The following is a 19,679-nucleotide window of genomic DNA, read 5'->3' on the forward strand; positions in this document are numbered from 1 at the left end:
TCGGCCAAACCACCTAAACCCTCAAAGGAGAAGCCCCGAAACTTGACCGCAACCTGACCCAAGACCACCATCACCCCGGGTCACTTCTCAGTGGAAATCCAGGGTCACTTCTCGCCGGAAATCAACAGTCGAAGCCCTGATCGAGCAGGATGCCTGGTTCGCGATCGGCCTTGCGGTTCGGGTTCTCGCAAAACCGCAGTTTCATTTGGGATAACAGTACCCGCCCCCCTTCCACCAGCGATGATGTAAATCTGATCGCGTTGCCCTTGCAACGCAGGGCGCGCGAGCGCGGCAACAGCGTCTTCATCGACGGGGTGAGATGGGGCCGGTTTTCTGGACAGGGTGTTAAGCTACTCCCGACCTGAAGGACTGGTACGGGAATGAAGACGACGAGGAAGCGCTACAGCGCGGATTTCAAGGCGAAGGTCGCGCTGGAGGCGATCCGGGGTGACCTTACACTGGCGGAGTTGGCGGCCAAGCACGGCGTGCACCACACAATGATCGCGTCCTGGAAGCGGCAGGCCATCGACGGGATGGCGGGCACGTTCTCCGGGGCTGGCGATGCGGCCAAGAGTGCCAGCGAGAGCGAGTTGGAGAAGCTGCACGCCAAGATCGGGCAACTGGTGGTGGAACGGGATTTTTTAGCGAAAGCCTTCGGTCGATGAGCGTCGATCGGAGGTGGGCGGTGGTTGAACCTGCTCACCATCGTCTGTCGATCTCGGCGCAGTGCCGCCTGCTACGGATCAGCCGCTCATCCTATTACTATGCGCCGGTGCCGGAAACGGACGAGACGCTGGCGCTGATGACGGTGATCGACGAGACCTTCATGGAGAGCCCGTGGTACGGTAGCCGCCAGATGGCGCGGCACCTGCAGCGTGCAGGTTATGAGGTTGGTCGGCGCCGGGCGCGGCGACTGATGGCGAAGATGGGCCTGACGCCGATCTATCAACGGCCGCGCACGAGCGATCCGCACCCGCAGCACCGGGTCTATCCGTATTTGCTGCGCAAGCTGGTGATCGAGCGGCCAAACCAAGTGTGGTGTGCCGACGTGACATATATCCCCATGCGCCGGGGCTTCCTCTACTTGGTGGCGATCATGGACTGGGCAACCCGCAAGGTGCTGGCCTGGCGGCTGTCGAATACGATGGACGCTGGCTTCTGCGTCGCGGCGCTGGAGGAGGCGCTGGCCCGTTTCGGCAAGCGGGAGATCTTCAACACCGACCAGGGCAGCCAATTTACGTCCCAAGCCTTCACCAGCGTGCTGCGCGACGCCGAGGTCCGCATCAGCATGGATGGCCGGGGCAGATGGATGGACAACGTCTTCATCGAACGCCTTTGGCGATCCCTGAAGTACGAGTGCGTCTACCTCCACGCCTTCGAGACCGGCTCGGAACTGCGGGCTGGCCTTGGCCGGTGGATCATCTATTACAACACCCAGCGTCCGCACTCGAGCCTGGCCGGGAGAACCCCGGCCGAGGCCTATCGGCGGATCGGACAAGCAGATCATGGGGGGCATGCCCCCCATGATCTGATCATCAAACAGGCGGCATGAACGACAACCGGGATTAGCTTAACTTAGCCGCCAAACTGTCCAAGAAGCCGGGACCACCTCATTCCAAATGCGATCGCCCTGGGCTGGGAGCCGATAGTACTTGGAAAAACCCGAAGAAACCGATATGTGGCATCTTTTGAACCGTATCAGCTGAGTATCGGATGGTCTCCCTGCATTTGCTTTTCGTTGTCCCCTCAGCACCCGAGAAAACACCATGACATCACCTTTATTGACCGGACAGCATGTTCTGCGCCTGACCGGATCGAACTGCAGGCTGGCGGCCGTTTTCCTGTTCGCCTGTTGCGTCACGGCCGGCGCGGGCGCGCTGCCAGCCACGACTGATGGCGACGCTGACGAGATCGACCTGACGGAAATCGTGCGCCGTCCGACCATTGGCAATTACCGCGGATATGCGGAGTTCAAAATGGCCCGTTACGCGCAGGCTCGCCGCATCTGGGAGGCGCTGGATGCCAAGGATTTTGGCGAGGCGGCGTTCAATCTTGGCGTCCTCTACGAAGACGGACTGGGCGTCCGCAAAGACATCCCGCGTGCGCTGGCCTACTATCGCCGCGGTGCTGACAATGGCAGTCCAAAGGCGGTGTTTCGACTCGGCATTGTTTACTGGCTGGGCACAGCCGACATTCCCCGCAATGAAGCGCAGGGACGACACTATTTGGAACTGGCTGCTGCGGCGGGCGACCTTGAGGCGGCGCAATACCTGAACGCGGCTTCGACGGAGACGCTGGTTGGCGTGGATCGCGCGCTGGCCCAAGGTCAAGCGGCCGAGGCGATCGGCTTACTCAAGGCGGCGGCGCAACAAGGCAATCGCCGAGCCCAGACCCGCCTGGGTTGGGCCTATGAAGCCGGACGCGGCGTCGAGCGCGATCTCGCTCAAGCCGCCGTCTGGTTCAGCAAGGCGGCCACGGCGGGCGATGGCGAGGCGATGTATGCGCTGGCCGTGATGTACGCCACCGGGGCCGGTCAAACCAAAGATCCGGCCGCTGCCGATGCCTGGCTGCACAAGAGCGCGGCGACGGGCTATGCACCGGCCATTGAGGACCTGAAAACACGCTGACGGCCGCCGCCATCACGCAGCCGCCAGCCCTGCCCGCTCAGTGAACGTGATCGTCTGGTGACGGCAGCAGGCGTGGCTCGGTGTTGATCAGATCGATCTGGCGCAGCAGAAAATCGATGTCCCGCCAATCCCCACCTTGCGTGGTGACCGCGTTGGTCGACAACCAGCGCGCGCGCATATTCGCCGGCAAGGTCGCGATGATCTATCCGCAGGTCAACAAGGAGACGCGCACCACCCGCGTGCGTGTCGAACTCGCCAATCCCGACGGGATCCTGCGCCCCGACATGTATGTCGATGCCGACATCGCCACCGGGGCCGCTGCCTCGGTCGTCACCGTGCCAGCGAGCGCCGTGATCGACAGCGGCACGCGACAGGTCGTGATCGTCGACAAGGGCGAGGGCCGCTTCGAGTCTCGTCCGGTCAAGCTCGGCCGCCGGGACACGGACTACGTCGAGATCCGGGACGGCGTCGCGGCGGGCGACAAGGTCGTCGTCGCGGCGAACTTCCTCATCGATGCCGAAAGCAACCTCAAGGCGGCACTGAGCGGCCTCAACGGCGGGGATTCCAAATGATCGGTCGCCTCATCGCCTGGTCCGCGCGCAATGTGATGCTTGTCCTGATCGGTGCGGTCTTTGCCGTTGCGGCCGGCGTCTACGCCATCAGGACCTCGCCGCTCGACGCCATCCCAGACCTCTCGGACGTGCAGGTCATCGTCTATACCGAGTATCCTGGCCAAGGGCCGCAGGTCGTGGAGGACCAGGTCACCTATCCGCTGACGACGGCGATGCTGACGGTCCCGAAATCGAAGGTGGTGCGCGGCTTCTCCTTCTTTGGCGTCTCCTTCGTCTATGTGATCTTCCAGGACGGCACCGATCCCTATTGGGCGCGCAGCCGCGTCCTGGAATTCTTGAATGCTGCGGCACAACGCCTGCCGCAGGGCGTGACGCCCAGCCTCGGCCCCGATGCGACAGGCGTCGGCTGGGTCTACCAATACGCCGTCCTCGCCAAGGATCGCACGCTGGCGGAGTTGCGCTCGCTTCAGGACTGGACCATCCGCTACGGCCTCGCCAAGGCGGAAGGTGTCGCCGAGGTCGCCAGCGTCGGCGGCTTCGTCAAGCAATACAATATCGTGGTCGACCCGCAGCGACTGCGCGCCTTCGGCATCCCGCTTCAGAAGATCCGCGAGGCCGTCCGGGCGAGCAACATGGACACAGGCGGCCGTTCCGTGGAGCTCTCCGAGTTCGAGTTCATGGTCCGCGGCCGCGGCTATCTGAGAGGTATCGGCGATCTCGAGCAGATCGTGCTCAAGAGCGATGGCGGGACGCCGGTGCTGCTGCGCGACGTCGCCCATATCGAGCTCGGCCCCGACGAGCGGCGCGGCATCACCGAGCTCAATGGCGAGGGCGAGGTGGCGAGCGGCATCGTCCTGCAGCGCTTCGGCGCGAACGCGCTCGACGTGATCGAGAACGTCAAGGCGCGCCTCGCCGAGATCATGCCGAGCCTGCCCAAAGGCACGGAGATCGTCCCGGTCTATGACCGTTCGCAGCTCATCGACGCCGCGATCGAGACACTGAAGGGAACGCTCATTGAGGAGAGCGTCATCGTCGCGCTGGTGTCGATTGTGTTCCTCCTGCACGTCCGCAGCGCGCTGGTGGCGATCCTGATGTTGCCGGTCGGCGTGCTGATGGCCTTCGTGGCGATGAAGCTGCTCGGCCTCGGCTCCAACATCATGAGCCTTGGCGGCATCGCCATCGCCGTCGGCGCCATGATCGACGCCGCCATCGTGATGATCGAAAACGCTCACAAGCACCTTGAGCGGGCGCTGCCCGACAAGCCCCGCGTCGAGGTTCTGATCGAGGCGGCCAGGGAGGTCGGCCCCGCGCTGTTTTTCAGCCTTTTGATCATCACCGTCTCGTTCCTGCCGATCTTCACGCTGGAATCGCAGGAGGACCGGCTGTTCGGGCCACTGGCCTTCACCAAGACCTTCTCGATGGCGGCGGCCGCGCTGCTCTCATTGACGCTCGTGCCGGCGTTGATGGTGATCTTCGTCCGGGGGCGGATCGTCCCGGAGCACAAGAATCCGATCAACCGCTTCCTGATCTTTGTCTACCGGCCGGTCATCCGCGGCGTGCTCAAGGCCAAGACGCTGACGATCCTCGTCGCGCTCGCGGCGCTCGGCGCCTCCTGGTGGCCCGCCATGCAACTCGGCTCGGAGTTCATGCCCAATCTGAACGAGGGCACGCTGATGTACATGCCCACGACATTGCCGGGCATCTCGGTCACCAAGGCCGCGGACCTTCTTCAGACGCAGGACCGCATCATCAAGTCCTTCCCCGAGGTCGAAACGGTCTATGGCAAGGCCGGACGCGCACTGACGGCGACCGATCCGGCGCCGACCGAGATGTTCGAGGCCATCATCAACCTGAAGCCGAAGGATCAATGGCGGCCGGGCGTCACCATCGACAGCCTGAAGGCCGAGATGGACGCCGCGCTCCAGTTCCCCGGTGTCTCCAATGCCTGGACCATGCCGATCCGGGCCCGCATCGACATGCTCTCCACAGGGATTCGCACCCCCGTCGGCATCAAGGTGTTCGGCACCGACCTGACACAGATGGAAGCTGCGGCCCGCCAGATCGAGACCGTGGTCAAGACCGTTCCCGGCACGTCGAGCGCCTATGCCGAGCGGGTAATCGGCGGCTACTATCTCGATATCGTCCCGGATCGCAGCGCGCTCGCGCGCTACGGGCTCATGATCGGCGACGTACAGGACGTGATCGCGACGGCGCTCGGCGGTGATGCCGTCACCACGGCGGTCGAGGGGCGCGAGCGCTATAGCGTCAACATCCGCTATCCGCGCGACTTCCGCAGCGATCCGTCCTCGATCGCCGGCAACGTGCTGGTGCCGTTGCCGAACGGAGGGACCGTGCCGCTCGGCGAGGTCGCCAAGGTCGAACTCACCCGGGGCGCCACCTCGATCCGCACGGAGAACGGCCAGCTCGCCATCTACATCTATGTCGACATCCTCGGCCGCGATCTTGGCGGATATGTCGCCGAGGCGCAGCGCGCGGTCGCAGGCCAGGTCGCGTTCCCGGCCGGGACCTATGTCTCCTGGAGCGGCCAGTTCGAATATCTGGAGCGGGCGGAGACGCGACTTAAGATCGTCGTGCCGGTCACGCTGCTGATCATCTTCCTGCTGCTCTATCTGAACTTCCGCCGGATCACCGAGACGGTGATCGTGATGCTGTCGCTGCCGTTCGCGCTGGTCGGCGGCCTGTGGCTGATGTGGTGGCTTGGCTTCAACATGTCGGTCGCGGTCGCGGTCGGCTTCATCGCGCTCGCCGGCGTGGCGGCGGAAACCGGTGTGATCATGCTAATCTATCTCGACCACGCCTGGAGCGAGGTCGGCACCAAGGTCGCGGCAACAGGCCGGAGCTTGACGCGCGCCGACCTCCATCACGCGATCATGGAGGGCGCCGTTGAGCGTGTGCGACCCAAGATGATGACCGTGGTGGCCATCATGGCGGGCCTGATCCCGATCCTGTGGAGCACCGGAGCAGGTTCGGAAATCATGCAGCGGATCGCCGTCCCGATGATCGGCGGCATGGTCTCCTCGACCCTGCTGACGCTGATCGTGATTCCGGCCATCTACGGACTGGTCAAGGGATGGGGGCTGACCTCGAACGCTGCAGCGGTCAGGTCGGAGTCTGTTGCCGGCCAACTCGCGGCCGAATGAGACGTGCACCGGAGCAGAATCGGCGGCCCCAGTCCAAGGGCCTCGCGAAGGGACGAGTTCTCGTGACGAGAGAATGCCTCGGAGCTTGTTTGGAAATTCAGAAGGGCGATCTCCGCGATTACTTTCGTCATGCTCGGCCTTGTGCCGGGTATCCACGCCGAATCGCTTAGTATAACGTGGGGAAAAGCTTTTCCGGCCGCCCGAGACCTGCAGAGTGGTTCTCTTTGCGCCCGGCGGGCAGTGCGTGTTCGTGCGCTATCGTGGGGCGTAGCCTGCCGCGGAGCGCAGGGGATCTGATCTCGAACCACCAGTGGAGCGCGGCCCATGACGATTTTGGAGACCACCATCACCTGCCCGCACTGCCGCACGGCATTCAAAGAAACGATGCCGACGGATGCCTGCCAGTATTTCTACACGTGTCGGGCGTGCCGCGCTGTGCTGAAGCCGAAGCCCGGAGATTGCTGCGTCTTCTGCTCCTATGCGGACGTGCCATGCCCGCCGGTTCAGGACGATCGATCCGATTGCTGCAGGTCCAAACCCTGAGATTCATCCAGGCACATGTCGACCGCCATCGACGAATGCACCTCGCTGATCCGACACTTTTGGTCACGCGGTAGCGGCATTGATACAGCGTGCTGCCGATTTTTCAGCGCAAAGGGTCCATGATCGAATTTTCAATGCCGTCCCGGGTTGCTGGCTCACTGTGATGATGAAAACGTCTTCTCATCAGGAAATCGGTCCATTGATCGTGATCAAGGCGAGCTTTTTGGGAAAGAGTATCGTGATATAATTCGCAAAGGACGGACTCGATCTGAGCTATGATCAGAGCGTGGCGCGCGATGAGACAGTCAAGGTTGCTGTCGACCTTCTTGGTCGCAGTAGTGATGCTGTTCGCGCCCTTAACCGCCGCCATACCTTTGCAATGCCACGATGATGACGGTCCCGCGCTCGCGGCGCATGCGACAGTTTCGGATGCCGCGCAGCATGTCGTCGCCTCCGGTCATGTCGCCCACCCCGACGCGTCATCGCAGGGCATCGACCAAGAGAAATGCTGTGACTTCGCCTGCGGCGCCCATGCCATCGCTGTCGACAGCATGGGCGAAAGCGTCCTTGATCTCCCCTTCATCCGGCGGCACTTCGACCGGACCAGTCAAGTCGCCTGCGGGTTGGCGGTTTCCCCCGGCCTTGAGCCCCCTCGTTTCCGTGCCTGATTACATCTGAGCCGCCTTTCCGTCTGGGGAGGCCGCTAGATCATGGCATGCGCCGAGAGGCGCGTTCAGGCCATGTCGGCTTCGCTCCGACAGGAATACGAGCACATCACCATGAATCGTCGGGACTTTCTCGGTCAGCTGATGGCCGGCAGTGCTGCGCTTGGTGGCGCGCAGGCTGCGCGATGACTTCTACGAACGGGAGTTCGAACAGGTCTACGGCGCGAAACCCGTGTTTCCCGCCTTCCATGGACCCCTTCCAGGAACACCCCCGGGAAGCGGCAGGACGGACGCTGGCATGCCATCGTGATGCTCGCGGACGAGTTCGAGACGCAGCGAAGCGGCATGTGCCGCTTCGCGACAACAGGAGAAAGCCGACCATGACGATGTTTCGCAAACTGATGGTGGCAAGTGCGGTGTTGATTTTGGCCGCACCGGCCCTTGCCGAAGACGCGCACCACCCGACCGGCGCGCAGCCGACCACTCCGCCGGCCGCTTCTCCGGCGTCCGACGCGCAGCAGGGCATGATGGGGGCGGGCATGATGGGGATGATGGGAGGAGGCTCCATGGGCATGATGGGCCAGATGATGGCCCCGGGGCGCATCGAGGGCCGGCTCGCGTTCCTGAAGACGGAACTCAAGATCACCGATGCGCAGCAGCCAGTGTGGAACGCGTTCGCCGACGCGCTCCGCGCCAATGCCCGCGCCATGGCGGGCATGATGGGCGATAGGCAGGACATGATGATGTCGGCACAAGGCCCTGCGGCTCTGCCGCAGCGGATCGAGGCCCATGAGCGCCTGCTCACCGAGCGTCTCGAAGCCTTGCGTCGGCTGAAGGGCGCGCTGCTCCCGCTCTATGCCGCGCTCGACGACACACAGAAGCGGACGGCCGACCAGCTGCTCCTGATGGGGCCGATGGGCGCCATGTGAGCGCAGAGCAGATCGGCATGGTGTGATGCCGCAGGCGCGGAACCCCTGCTGCGACGGGGATCAGGAGCAGTCTGGGGCGGGCGCAGCATGCACCCGCCCCAGGGGCCAGGGAGGATGATGTCATGTCGATGCATCGCAATGCCGATTCTGTGCCCGGCACCGGGAACGGGCACCACGCGGACGGGCGGTCGCCGAGCTTCTGGCGCTCACGCGGGAGCCTCGTGGCCATCGGGTTCTTCCTTGCCGTGGCGTTCCTGCTGTTCTCGGAACATCGCGCCCACGTGCTCGGCTACCTGCCATTCCTGCTCCTGCTCGCCTGCCCCTTGATGCACCTCTTCATGCACCACGGGCATGGCCATCATGGAGGGAATGGCGCTGCGCCACGTCCCGGAGCGGATGCGCCTCCCCTACGTCGGGAAGGAGAGGTCCGATGACCGATACTCCCGCCTATGGACTCTTAGGTCTCGTCATCATCAATTCCGCGGTGTTCATCCTGTTCGCGGCGAGCTTCACCCGGCTGCGCACTACGCGCGATTGGCGATCGCTCGGCGCCTTCTCGGCCTTCATCGTCGCGCTTTTCGCCGAGATGTATGGATTTCCGCTTACCATCTATCTTTTGTCCGGCTGGCTCGGGCGGCAGTTTCCCGGTGTGGATTTCTTTTCGCACGATGCCGGACACCTGCTCGAAACCATGTTCGGCTGGCGCGTGAACCCGCATTTCGGGCCGTTTCACATTTTCAGCACCGTTCTGATCTTCGGCGGCTTCTGGCTGCTCGCCGCAAGCTGGCACGTGCTTTACGCCGCCCAGCGCGACCAGAGGCTCGCAACCAGCGGACCCTATGCCTATGTCCGCCATCCGCAATATGTCGCCTTCGTCGTCATCATGTTCGGCTTCCTTCTGCAGTGGCCGACCCTGGTGACGCTCGCCATGTTCCCGATCCTGGTGTGGGTCTACGTACGGCTCGCCTGGCGCGAGGATGCGGCTTCGCACGCCGCGTTCGGCGCCGCATGGGACAATTACGCTCGCACCGTCCCTGCCTTTCTGCCCCGGCTCGGCCTGTCGTCCGGCCCGAAGGTTTCCCGTTCCGGAGAGAATTCCCATGACTGAGCAAGACCCCCACGCGGGTCATCACCCGCATGACCCTGCCGGCCATCGGCACAGGGAAGCGGGCCCCGCATCGGCGCAGATGGACCCGGTCTGCGGCATGCAGGTGAGCCCGACGACGGCACAGCACCGCGCCGATCATCGCGGGAAGACCTATTTCTTCTGCTCCGCCGAATGCCACGCAAAATTCGAGGTTAACCCCTCGGCCTATTTGGTCACCGAGGCGGATGCCCCGGCTCCGGCCAGGGAGCAGCCCCAGGGCGTGATCTATACCTGCCCCATGCATCCGCAGATCCGGCAAATCGGCCCGGGCAACTGCCCGATCTGCGGCATGACGCTCGAACCGGAGATGACGACGGGCGAGACCGGCCCCAGCGCCGAGCTTCTCGATATGACGCGGCGGTTCTGGGTCGGCCTTATCCTCGCCGTGCCGGTCCTGGCTCTGGAGATGGGCGGGCACCTCACCAATCTCCACATGCTGCTCGGCGCACAGGCCTCAAACTGGATCCAGCTCCTGCTGGCAACACCGGTGGTACTCTGGGCGGGATGGCCGTTCTTCACCCGGGCGTGGCAGTCTCTGGTCACGCGGCATCTCAACATGTTCACGCTGATCGCCATGGGTACGGGCGTAGCGTGGGCCTACAGCGTGTTGGCGACCTTCGCGCCGCAGATCTTCCCCGCCACCTTCCGCGCCGCCGACGGCTCGGTGGCCATCTATTTCGAGGCCGCCGCCGTCATCACGGTGCTGGTGCTGCTGGGGCAGGTGCTGGAGCTGCGCGCCCGCGAGCAGACCGGCGGTGCCATCCGCGCCCTGCTCGACCTCGCCCCCAAGAGCGCCCGGCGCGTGCGCAACGACGGCAGCGACGAGGACGTGGCGCTGGAGGCGATCGTGGTGGGCGACCGCCTGCGGGTGCGCCCCGGCGAGAAGGTGCCGGTGGACGGCGAACTGATCGAGGGGCGCTCCTCGGTCGACGAATCCCTGATCACCGGCGAGTCCATGCCGGTCACCAAGGACGTCGGCGCGAAGGTCATCGGCGGCACGCTCAACCAGAGCGGCGGCTTCATCATGCGGGCCGGCAAGATCGGCCGCGACACCATGCTGGCGCAGATCGTCCACATGGTCGCCGAGGCGCAGCGCTCGCGCGCGCCGATCCAGCGTCTCGCCGACGAGGTCTCCGGATGGTTCGTGCCCGTGGTGATCGCCATCGCCGTCCTCGCCTTCGCCGCCTGGGGTATCTGGGGTCCAGAGCCGCGCTTCGCGCACGGCCTGATCGCCGCCGTCGCGGTGCTCATCATCGCCTGCCCGTGCGCTCTGGGCCTCGCAACCCCCATGTCCATCATGGTGGGCGTCGGCCGCGGGGCCTCCCTCGGCGTGCTGATCAAGAATGCCGAGGCGCTGGAGCGGTTCGAGAAGGTCGACACGCTGGTGGTGGACAAGACCGGCACCCTCACCGAGGGCAAGCCGAAGGTCACCGCCCTGAAGGCCGTGAACGGCCTGAGTGAGACCGAGCTGTTGCGGCTCGCCGCGACCCTGGAGCGGGCGAGCGAGCATCCGCTTGCCGCCGCCATCGTCAACGCCGCTGCGGAGCGGGCCGCGCCGCTCGGCGAGGCGCGGGACTTCGACAGCCCGGTGGGCAAGGGCGTCACCGGAACCGTCGACGGGCACAAGCTCGTGATCGGCAGCCACCGCATCATGGCGGAGGAAGGCGTGGACCTCTCCGCCCTCTCGGCGGAGGCCGAAGCGCTGCGCGGGGATGGCGCGACCGTCATCTTCGTCGCCGTCGACGGGCGCCTCGGCGGCCTCATCGCCATCGCCGACCCGATTAAGGCCACAACCCCCGCCGCGGTTCAGGCGCTCAAGGCGGTGGGCGTCCGGGTCGTCATGCTGACCGGCGACAACAAGACCACCGCTCAGGCGGTGGCCCGCCGGCTCGGCATCGACGAGGTGGAGGCCGAGATCCTGCCCCAGGACAAGGCGAAGGTGGTGGCCCGGCTGCGCCAGGAAGGGCGGATCGTCGCCATGGCCGGCGACGGCGTGAACGATGCGCCCGCGCTTGCGGCGGCCGATGTGGGCGTCGCCATGGGAACGGGCACGGACGTCGCGATCGAGAGCGCCGGCGTGACCCTGCTGAAAGGCGATCTCCAGGGGATCGTGCGGGCGCGCCAGCTCAGTCACGCGACCATGAGCAATATCCGCCAGAATCTCTTCTTCGCTTTCATCTACAATGCGGCCGGCGTGCCGATCGCCGCCGGTGTGCTCTATCCGGCGTTCGGCCTCCTGCTGTCGCCGATCATCGCCGCCGCCGCCATGGCGCTCTCCTCGGTGAGCGTCATCGCCAACGCCCTGCGCCTACGCCGCGCATCACTCGGATGAGGAGGACATGATGATGAACTACGATGGCATGATGGACGGCGGCATGTGGGGGATGGGGCTGGTCGGGCTCCTGATCCTCGTCCTTGTCGTGCTCGGGATCGCCGCGCTCATCAAATACCTGTGGCGTTAGCTCTGCGGTTGCATGGCCATCCTGTGAAAGACAGGCTGTTCCCGGCTGGGGGCATCAGCCGTCCTGACGCCCCCAGGCCAAGTCGGTTGGTATCGGTGAGACTGTCGGAATGATGCAAACAGCTATCCTCCTCGCCTTGGCCGCGGCGGGCCTGTTCGGCGCAAGCACGCCGTTCGCCAAACTCCTTCTGGGCTCCGTCGATCCCTGGATGATGGCCGGCCTGCTCTATCTGGGAGCCGGCCTCGGCCTCGCCGCGGTACATCTGTCCCGAACCGCCTTGCGGCTGCCAGCCGTCGAGGCGCCGCTGCGGCGGGCGGACATGCCCTGGCTTGCCTTGGTCATCGTCGCCGGAGGCCTCCTTGCTCCTCTGCTGCTGATGTTCGGCCTGTCCCTCACCGACGCGGCGTCGGCCTCGCTGCTGCTCAATCTGGAAGGCCTCGCCACCATGGGCATCGCCTGGCTGGTGTTCCGCGAGAACGTAGACCGGCGGCTCCTGCTCGGTGCCTTCGCCATCCTCGCAGGTGCTGTCCTCCTGTCGTGGGAGGGGCGCATGTCCTTGCAATGGGGCGCCCTGCTGATCGCCGGCGCCTGCCTGTGCTGGGGGATCGACAACAACCTGACGCGCAAGCTCTCATCCGCCGATCCGGTCCAGATCGCCATGTTGAAGGGGCTGGTCGCGGGCGCCATCAACCTGCTCATCGCTCTCGCCAGCGGCGCCGTCCTTCCCTCGGCCGTCACTCTCCTCGCGGCGGGCGTCATCGGCTTCCTGGGCTACGGAGTCAGCCTTGCTCTGTTCGTCCTCGCCCTGCGCCATCTCGGTGCGGCGCGGACTGGGGCTTATTTCTCACTCGCGCCGTTCGTGGGAGCGGTGCTGGCGGTCGTCATGCTCGGCGAGGCGATTTCGGTGCAGTTGGTGGTCGCCGGGTGCCTGATGGCGGTCGGCCTCTGGCTGCATCTGTCCGAGCGGCACGAGCACCCCCATGCCCATGAGGCGATGGAGCACGAGCATCGGCACGGCCACGACGAACACCACCGCCATGAGCACGAACCGGGTGTGCAGCCCGGTGAGCCGCACACCCACTGGCACCGGCATGCGCCGCTGGCGCATCGGCACCCGCATTATCCCGATCTCCATCATCGCCACGGGCACAGGACCTAAAGCCGTCCGTGCCTTCGCGAGGGCGGTTCACCATCGCGGCGGCTCCCGGGAGAAGGGTCGTCGCGCCCCGCCCGGCGCGTCAGGGCGGACACCGTCACCAGCAGGGCTGCGAGGACCGCGAAACCGGCCCCTGCGGCAAAGGTCGCCGCGGAGCCGATCCGCTCCCACAGCACCCCCGCGACGACGCTCGCCACCAGCATGGCGACGCCAGTGGCGAGATTGAACAGGCCGAAGGCGGAGCCCCGCAGCGTCGCGGGCGCGTGCTGGGCAACCAGCTTGGCGAGCAGGCCCTGCGTGAGCGCCATGTGCGCGCCCCACAAGGCGATGCCGAGAAAGGCGCCCCACAGCCCCGGCGCGAAGGCCAGCATCAGGTCCGCGCCGATGAGGACCGCCAGCCCCACCAGCAGCAGGCGCGTGGGCGAGGCCTGGTCGGACCAGGCGCCTGCGGGATAGGCGCCGAGCGAATAGACGACGTTCATGGCCACGAGAACAAGCGGCGCGAGGGCCAGCGGCAGGCCCTCGTCGTGCGCCTTCAGCACGAGGAAGGCTTCGCTGAACCGCGCAAGGGTGAACACCACGCCGATGGCGACGACGCCCCAGAACGTGCCGTCAAGTTGCCGGAGATCGGCGAGGCGCACCGGCGGCGGACGGCCGGTGGCGCCCTCCTCGCCGATGGCGCGATCCTCGACCCCCAGGATGACGCACGCCACCGCGAGCGCGCCGGGGATGAGGGCGAACCAGAACACCGTTCGCATGTCGTCGGCGAACAGCGCCATCAGCGCGATGGCGAGGAGCGGGCCGAGGAACCCCCCGACCGTATCGAGCGCCTGGCGCACCCCGTAGGCGCGCCCGCGGATGGAAGGCGGCGTGACATCCGCCACCAGCGCGTCCCGCGGCGCGCCGCGGATCCCCTTGCCGATGCGGTCGGCGAAGCGCGCGGCGAACACCATGGCCGGTGCGCCGGCGAGGGCGAAGAACGGCTTCGACGCGGCGCCCAATCCATAGCCGATGAGGATCAGCGGCTTGCGCCGGCCGATGCGGTCGGACAGGTAGCCGGAAAAGACCTTCACGATGGCGGAGGTGGATTCGCCCACCCCCTCGATGAGGCCCACCACGGCCACGCTGGCCCCGAGGGTCGCGGTGAGAAAGAGGGGCAGCAGCGCGTGGATCATCTCCGAGGAGATATCCATGAACAGGCTCACGAACCCGAGCGCCCAGACGGTTCTCGGAATCGACGGGCGCTTATCGGTGTCTTGAGCCGGAGCATGCATCATGGCTCTCAACTTGACGAACCCGACCGGCGCCCACAAGGGCTCATGCGCCCTCGCCCCGTTACGCGGCGCGCACCAGCGTCATATGGCAGAGGTGGCAGTGGAGGAACCACGGCCTTTTCTGGCCCGCGTCGAAGCCGATGGTCATCGGCGCATGGGCGGGGACGATCACCGTATCGCCCACCGGCCCGGAAAAGCGCTGTCCGCCGATGCCCACCACCTAGAAATGATGCCCGTGCAGGTGCATCGGGTGCATCATGGAGTGGGAGTGATCTAAGGTCGTTTCAGACCATCTCGCTCCGTGCCAAAAATCGCGCGATCTCTTTGACTGACAAGGATTATTTTTCCCACACCGTATCGCTGCATGTCACCCCAATCCGGCCACTTTGTTGGTAGCGATGTTGGTATGGCGCAGGATGGTCGAGAAACGGGCTTTCGCTACCAACAACCCTCTTGTTGGTATCCGTTCGTCCCCCGACCGGATGCGGATTTATGGGCGATCTCACTGATAAAGAACTGAAAAATCTGAAGCCGAGGGCCAAGCTCTACAAGGTGACGGACCGCGACGGGATGCACGCGGCCGTCACGCCGACCGGGGTCATATCGTTCCGGTATCAGTACAGGGTGAACGGGCGGCAGGAGGTTTTGACCATCGGCCGGTATAGCGCCGAGGCGGCGCGCAAGCTGACGCGGGCGCCAGACGCGCTGGAATACGGAATGGAGGTGTCGCTTGCGGAGGCCAGGGCGCTGCTGGCGCGCGCCCGGCGTCAGGTCGAGCGGGGCGAGTCGCCGTCGAAAGCCAAGGTGGAGAAGCGCACCGCGTCAGCCGAGGCGTTGACGTTCGGCGGTTGGGCGGAAGCCTACTTCAAGCACAAAGCCGATCCCAAGTCGGGGGCCGAAAAACTGGCTGACAGCACGCTGGCGATGCGCCGATCCGTCTATGATCGCGCCATTGCGGGAGAGTTGTCGAAGCTCAAGCTGGGGGAGGTGACGCCGCAGCGTCTCAAACGTCTGTGCGACGAGGTTAAGGAGAAGCGTGGGCCGGCCGTCGCCGTGCATGTCCGCGAGGTCGTGCTGCTGGTGTTCCGCCATGCCCAGGGAAGCGGGCTGGACGTGAGCAACCCGGCCGAGTCGATCCGCACCAGCGCCATCGCCACCTTCGAGCCGCGCGAGCGCGCCCTGTCGCCGTCCGAGGTCCGCGCAGTCCTGGCGGCCTTGGATCATGTGACGGCGGCGCCCACATTGCGCTCGGCGGTGAAGTTTGTCCTGCTGACCGGCGTCCGTAAGTCGGAGTTCATCGACGCCACGTGGACGGAAATCGACTTCGCCGCCGCGCGCTGGACGATTCCGGCCGAGCGCATGAAGGCCGGCAAGGCGCATGTCGTCCCGCTGAGCGATCAAGCGCTCGACATTCTGACGGCGTTCCGCACCATGTTCGGCGCCAGCCGATACCTGCACCCCGGCCGGTACGACGGCGATACGCCCATCAGCAACGCCACGCTCAACCGCGTGATCGACACGGTCGTGGAGCGTATCCGCGAGGATGATCCGGACTTTCAGAGCTTCGGCGTTCACGACCTGCGCCGCACGTTTTCGACCGGCCTGAACCGCGCGAAGTTCGATGACCGCTGGATCGAGATGAGCTTGGCCCACGCGCCCCGGAACCGGATCGCGGCCGTCTACAACGTGAACCGCTACCTCGCCGAGCGGAAGATTATGCTTCAATGCTGGGCTGACATGCTCGACGCTTGGAGGAAGGGCGAATCCGCCAAGGAGCTGATCGCCGACGCGAAACAGCGCGCCGCCGAGGTCCACGACGACGAACTGGACGACGATCTCTGAACTACATGCGGCTCGTGTCCATTCTGTCAGTCGTCGTCATTGGTGGCCGCCAGCCGGCGGGATCGGCGATCCAGCGGTCGATGTCGGACTCCTTCCATCCTGCGCCGTTGATGCTGATCTTGATCCGAGGCGGGAACGTGCCCTCGGCGATCTTGCGGTAGATGGTGGACCGGGACAGGCCGGTGCGGGCGAGAACGGTTTTCATGCGGACGATACGGTCTGCTACGAGCATGGCTGCGCTGCCTCCTGCCGGGTGTTTCTGACGATTGCAGAGACCAGACAGAGCGATGATTTGCTGTTGTGCAATAGATATTTAGTGGTCGTAGTAGTGTGGCGTGGAGGCGGCGGAAAATAGGATAGTTCTACAGTCCGATACCCCGGCCTCTGCCGAGGTCGATGCCGTGGCTGAACGCGAGTTCCCGACCAAGGCTGCGGCCCGAGTCGATCCCGATGCCGAGGTCTTGCTTGCGGCCTTCGAGGATGGACTCAAGCTGCGGATCGCGTTCGAGGCTTTTCGCCATGTCGCCCATCGCCGATCGCGTGGATTTGTAACCGGACATGTCGCCCGCCTGGTACTGGTGCTGGCTGGCGCGGTCGAGGCTCCGCCAACGCTCCACGAAGCGATCCGCACGAATCTGCGGATCGGTGCGCAGCTCGGTTTCGAGCTGGAGGGCGCGCACGGTGCGATTGACCTGGCCCGTGGCCGTTTCCGAGGCAAGCTCCGGGTTCTTCTTGTAGGCGGCTTCGGCGTCGTGCGGGCCGTAGGGCCGCACCTCCTCGAAGGCTTTGCGGGCGTCCTGCAATTCCGTCACCTGCTCCGGGCTGGCCCTGCCGCCTCGCTCCTGCGCCTCGAAGATCGCATCCACGGCGCGGGCATGGCGAACGAGCGCCTTGGTCCGGGCGCGGCGCAAAGCCTCCTCCGGGTCTGCCGCCTTCTCCCTTTCCGGCGCCGCCCGTTCCTGCGCCTGCCCGCCATCGGCGGGCAGGCGCAGGCCGTCGAACATGCCGCGCACCTTCTCGGGAACCTGCTTGACGATCTCGACCACCCGCTCCACCCGCTCGTGGAAGGTGATGCCGCGCCGCTCGGCGTAGCTCTGTGCCGGCTCGTAATCCGACGCCATGTCCTTGGCGCGGTCGCGCGACAGGGCGCGGACAAGCCTATTCTCGTCAGCGAAGTCATCGCGGCCATAGTGCAGGTCCATGCCATCGCGGTGGCGCGATAGGGCGACATAGCTGCCGTGGGCGTCCAGGCCCGGCGTCGCCAGGACATGGGTGCGGTCCACTGTCATGCCCTGCGCCTTGTGGATGGTCGCGGCATAGCCGTGGTCGATGCGGTCGTAATCCTTAAGGTCAAACGAGATGCTGCGCCCGTCGTCGGTACGCACGGACATGGATCGTTCGTTGACCTGTTCGACGGTCCCGAGCGTGCCGTTCTTCACGCCAAGGCCGCGCTCGTTTTGCAGGAACATGACGCGATCCCCGTTGGCGAAGCTGCGCGCGCCGCGTTCGACCGTCAGGCGCACGTCATCGCCCAAATCGCCGGCTTCCCGCATCCGCTCGCGCGCCGCCTCGTTGAGTTCCCGCACCTGGTCATTGGTATGGGTGAGGATGATGCGGCTCTTGTCGGGCGACGCCTGCCGCTCGCGGTCCCAGCGGTCGATCAGATCGTGGCGCGCCTGTTCCCGTGTCGGGGCGGCATGGACCATGCCGTGACTGTCATAGGCATGGATCGCGTCGCCGGTGCGGCCGGTCGCCAGATCGCGTGTGGCGTCGCGTTGCCAATCCTCCCGCTGGCGGCGCACCTCGCCGATCTCCGCGCCGCCGTGGCGTTCGTGAATCGCGCGGAACGCCGCGCCGGCCTCTATTGCTTGCAACTGTTGCGGATCGCCGACCAGCACGATCTTTGCACCGACATCGGCGGCATGGGAGAGCACGCGCTCCAACTGGCGCGTGCCGACCATGCCCGCCTCGTCGATCACCAGAACATTGCGCGCGGTGAGCCTGTCGCGGCCCTGTCCCCAACTATGTTCCATGCTGGCGATGGTGCGCGACGCGATGCCCGATCCGCTTTCCAGATTCTCGGCCGCGATGCCGGAAAGCGCCACGCCCCGGACCTCGTAGCCCGCCGCTTCCCAGGCTTCGCGCGCCACGCCCAGCATCGCGCTTTTCCCCGTCCCGGCATAACCGACCACGACGCCCAGATCGCGCCCGTCCGTGACATGCGCCAGTGCATCGGCCTGCTCTCCCGAAAGGACAAGACCGCGCGCTTCCGCACGCGCAAGGGAGTCGAGTTTATCCCTGTCATTGACCTCATGGCGTTCCCGTTCGGCCATGAGTTCGGCGGCACGATGGAGGCGCTGTTCGGCCTCGATCATGTCGCGGGTGGTGAAGCGGTCCTCGCCGCGTCCGTCCGCGCCGAGTTCGACCAGCTCGGGCGCGCTCCGCATTGCGCCCATGACTGCGTTGAACTGCTCGATTCCGTCGCTGTGCCGGTGCGCGAACATCGCCATGTCGCACCGCGTGAAGGTCGATTGCTGGTGGGTGATCGCGTCGAACGCCACCGAAGGATCGGCGATGATCCGTGCGCCGTTGTTGCGCGCGATCTCGCGGTGCATGTCTGCGCGGTCGGCGGCCTCGATCCCTTCGCCCTCGATCCGCTGCGCGGTTGCGCCGATCTGGCTTTGTGGCTCCAGCGCGATGCCCTGCGCTTCGAGGCTGCGATGGTCGATGCGCGCGTCGATGTCGAGTTCGGCCAGCCGCTCGTTGACATGCTCGGCCCAGCGTTCCCGCCAGCGTTCGACCATCTCCGTGCGGTTCCAGTCCCGCACCTTCGGGCCGAAGCCGTTTTCGTCCACGGATCGCATGGTCAGCATGACATGGGCGTGGGGCTTGGGCGTCCCGTCCTCGGCCATGTCCCAATGCACATTGAGGTCGGCGATCATGCCCTGATCGACAAACTCCGCCTGCACGAAGTCGCGGGCGAGTTCGATGCCCTGGGCTTGCGTCATCTCGCGCGGAAGGGCGAACTCGACCTCGCGGGCGAGCTGTGCGTCCTTCCTGACCTCGAACGCCTCGACATCGTTCCAGAGCCGTTCGCGGTCGCTCCATTGTTCGGGCGCATCCTCCGGCAGCATAACCTCGGAGTGGAGGACGCCGCGCTTGTTGGAGAAGTCGTGGCTGCGCTCAAGCCGGTCGTCGCGCAGTCGCGAGGCCGAGCGGTAGGCGGCGGAGGCCACCGCGCTGGAGCCGGCCTTGCGGCCGATGACCTTGACGTGAAGATGATAGATCGCCATCGCGATCC

Annotated in this window: 15 protein-coding genes and 2 pseudogenes; 12 read left to right on the forward strand and 5 right to left on the reverse strand. The window is 65.4% G+C overall.

The genetic code is table 11. The annotated features are described in order from the left end of the window. Window positions 1-121 precede the first annotated feature (121 nt). On the reverse strand, window positions 122-307 hold the full coding sequence (locus tag K9U41_RS10425) for a hypothetical protein (RefSeq protein WP_282640775.1): 186 nt from the start codon (window positions 305-307) through the stop codon (window positions 122-124). 73 nt (window positions 308-380) lie between these two features. Between K9U41_RS10425 and K9U41_RS10430 the strand changes: the two genes are divergently transcribed. From K9U41_RS10430 to K9U41_RS10480, 11 genes and pseudogenes are all read left to right on the forward strand, one after another. Continuing rightward, a protein-coding gene (locus K9U41_RS10430) for an IS3 family transposase (RefSeq protein WP_282640776.1) occupies window positions 381-1,552 on the forward strand; the annotation gives its coding sequence in 2 pieces (ribosomal slippage) (window positions 381-645 and window positions 645-1,552; 1,173 coding nt in all). Window positions 1,553-1,766: 214 nt separating this feature from the next. After that, window positions 1,767-2,627, forward strand: a complete 861-nt coding sequence (locus tag K9U41_RS10435) for a tetratricopeptide repeat protein (protein ID WP_282640777.1) — start codon at window positions 1,767-1,769, stop codon at window positions 2,625-2,627. 146 nt (window positions 2,628-2,773) lie between these two features. Continuing rightward, a pseudogene (locus tag K9U41_RS10440) lies at window positions 2,774-3,199 on the forward strand (efflux RND transporter periplasmic adaptor subunit); the annotation flags it as partial. Beyond that, on the forward strand, window positions 3,196-6,360 hold the full coding sequence (locus K9U41_RS10445) for an efflux RND transporter permease subunit (RefSeq protein ID WP_282640778.1): 3,165 nt from the start codon (window positions 3,196-3,198) through the stop codon (window positions 6,358-6,360). The pseudogene K9U41_RS10440 and the gene K9U41_RS10445, both read left to right, overlap by 4 nt. Window positions 6,361-6,684: 324 nt before the next feature. After that, window positions 6,685-6,903 carry a GDCCVxC domain-containing (seleno)protein gene (locus K9U41_RS10450; RefSeq protein WP_282640779.1) on the forward strand — a complete coding sequence of 73 codons (219 nt, stop codon included), beginning with the start codon at window positions 6,685-6,687 and terminating at the stop codon, window positions 6,901-6,903. 311 nt (window positions 6,904-7,214) lie between these two features. Continuing rightward, the gene (locus K9U41_RS10455) at window positions 7,215-7,571 is read left to right on the forward strand and encodes a hypothetical protein (RefSeq protein WP_282640780.1); all 357 of its coding nucleotides are present in this window, start codon (window positions 7,215-7,217) and stop codon (window positions 7,569-7,571) included. A gap of 377 nt (window positions 7,572-7,948) precedes the next feature. After that, entirely contained in the window at window positions 7,949-8,497 is a 549-nt protein-coding gene (locus tag K9U41_RS10460; RefSeq protein WP_282640781.1) for a Spy/CpxP family protein refolding chaperone, read from the forward strand. Between the two features lie 128 nt (window positions 8,498-8,625). Further along, window positions 8,626-8,931 (forward strand): DUF2933 domain-containing protein, encoded by a 306-nt coding sequence (locus K9U41_RS10465; protein ID WP_432715771.1) that lies wholly within the window; start codon window positions 8,626-8,628, stop codon window positions 8,929-8,931. Next, window positions 8,928-9,605, forward strand: a complete 678-nt coding sequence (locus K9U41_RS10470; RefSeq protein WP_282640783.1) for a methyltransferase family protein — start codon at window positions 8,928-8,930, stop codon at window positions 9,603-9,605. The genes K9U41_RS10465 and K9U41_RS10470 overlap by 4 nt, the downstream gene beginning before the upstream one ends. Next, a complete protein-coding gene (locus K9U41_RS10475; RefSeq protein ID WP_282640784.1) occupies window positions 9,598-11,976 on the forward strand; it encodes a heavy metal translocating P-type ATPase in 2,379 nt (792 codons plus the stop codon). The genes K9U41_RS10470 and K9U41_RS10475 overlap by 8 nt, the downstream gene beginning before the upstream one ends. Window positions 11,977-12,215: 239 nt before the next feature. Next, window positions 12,216-13,265 carry a DMT family transporter gene (locus K9U41_RS10480; RefSeq protein ID WP_282640785.1) on the forward strand — a complete coding sequence of 350 codons (1,050 nt, stop codon included), beginning with the start codon at window positions 12,216-12,218 and terminating at the stop codon, window positions 13,263-13,265. Here the strand turns inward: K9U41_RS10480 and K9U41_RS10485 are convergent. Both K9U41_RS10485 and K9U41_RS10490 read right to left on the reverse strand, forming a co-directional pair. Continuing rightward, window positions 13,262-14,536, reverse strand: a complete 1,275-nt coding sequence (locus K9U41_RS10485; RefSeq protein ID WP_282640800.1) for an MFS transporter — start codon at window positions 14,534-14,536, stop codon at window positions 13,262-13,264. The genes K9U41_RS10480 and K9U41_RS10485 overlap by 4 nt on opposite strands. Before the next feature lie 61 nt (window positions 14,537-14,597). Continuing rightward, a pseudogene (locus K9U41_RS10490) lies at window positions 14,598-14,894 on the reverse strand (multicopper oxidase domain-containing protein). 134 nt (window positions 14,895-15,028) lie between these two features. On the opposite strand from K9U41_RS10490, the gene K9U41_RS10495 reads away from it, so the two are divergent. Beyond that, on the forward strand, window positions 15,029-16,378 hold the full coding sequence (locus K9U41_RS10495) for a tyrosine-type recombinase/integrase (protein ID WP_282640786.1): 1,350 nt from the start codon (window positions 15,029-15,031) through the stop codon (window positions 16,376-16,378). Window position 16,379: 1 nt separating this feature from the next. Here K9U41_RS10495 and K9U41_RS10500 read toward each other — a convergent pair whose 3' ends face one another. Then, the gene (locus tag K9U41_RS10500; protein ID WP_282640787.1) at window positions 16,380-16,610 is read right to left on the reverse strand and encodes a helix-turn-helix transcriptional regulator; all 231 of its coding nucleotides are present in this window, start codon (window positions 16,608-16,610) and stop codon (window positions 16,380-16,382) included. 130 nt (window positions 16,611-16,740) lie between these two features. After that, the gene (gene traA / locus K9U41_RS10505) at window positions 16,741-19,671 is read right to left on the reverse strand and encodes a Ti-type conjugative transfer relaxase TraA (protein WP_282640788.1); all 2,931 of its coding nucleotides are present in this window, start codon (window positions 19,669-19,671) and stop codon (window positions 16,741-16,743) included. Window positions 19,672-19,679 lie beyond the last annotated feature (8 nt).

Origin of the sequence: Xanthobacter autotrophicus (genome assembly GCF_029991245.1) — a bacterium.
In the GTDB taxonomy this organism is placed as follows: Bacteria; Pseudomonadota; Alphaproteobacteria; order Rhizobiales; family Xanthobacteraceae; genus Xanthobacter; species Xanthobacter autotrophicus_C.

What these genes read in the sequence shown, in the direction of transcription:
- K9U41_RS10425 (WP_282640775.1), bottom strand. Translation starts at nt 307, where the DNA reads ATGAAGACGCTGTTGCCGCGCTCGCGCGCCCTGCGTTGCAAGGGCAAC.
- K9U41_RS10435 (WP_282640777.1), top strand. Translation starts at nt 1,767, where the DNA reads ATGACATCACCTTTATTGACCGGACAGCATGTTCTGCGCCTGACCGGA.
- K9U41_RS10445 (WP_282640778.1), top strand. Translation starts at nt 3,196, where the DNA reads ATGATCGGTCGCCTCATCGCCTGGTCCGCGCGCAATGTGATGCTTGTC.
- K9U41_RS10450 (WP_282640779.1), top strand. Translation starts at nt 6,685, where the DNA reads ATGACGATTTTGGAGACCACCATCACCTGCCCGCACTGCCGCACGGCA.
- K9U41_RS10460 (WP_282640781.1), top strand. Translation starts at nt 7,949, where the DNA reads ATGACGATGTTTCGCAAACTGATGGTGGCAAGTGCGGTGTTGATTTTG.
- K9U41_RS10465 (WP_432715771.1), top strand. Translation starts at nt 8,626, where the DNA reads ATGCATCGCAATGCCGATTCTGTGCCCGGCACCGGGAACGGGCACCAC.
- K9U41_RS10470 (WP_282640783.1), top strand. Translation starts at nt 8,928, where the DNA reads ATGACCGATACTCCCGCCTATGGACTCTTAGGTCTCGTCATCATCAAT.
- K9U41_RS10475 (WP_282640784.1), top strand. Translation starts at nt 9,598, where the DNA reads ATGACTGAGCAAGACCCCCACGCGGGTCATCACCCGCATGACCCTGCC.
- K9U41_RS10480 (WP_282640785.1), top strand. Translation starts at nt 12,216, where the DNA reads ATGATGCAAACAGCTATCCTCCTCGCCTTGGCCGCGGCGGGCCTGTTC.
- K9U41_RS10485 (WP_282640800.1), bottom strand. Translation starts at nt 14,536, where the DNA reads ATGCATGCTCCGGCTCAAGACACCGATAAGCGCCCGTCGATTCCGAGA.
- K9U41_RS10495 (WP_282640786.1), top strand. Translation starts at nt 15,029, where the DNA reads ATGGGCGATCTCACTGATAAAGAACTGAAAAATCTGAAGCCGAGGGCC.
- K9U41_RS10500 (WP_282640787.1), bottom strand. Translation starts at nt 16,610, where the DNA reads ATGCTCGTAGCAGACCGTATCGTCCGCATGAAAACCGTTCTCGCCCGC.
- traA (WP_282640788.1), bottom strand. Translation starts at nt 19,671, where the DNA reads ATGGCGATCTATCATCTTCACGTCAAGGTCATCGGCCGCAAGGCCGGC.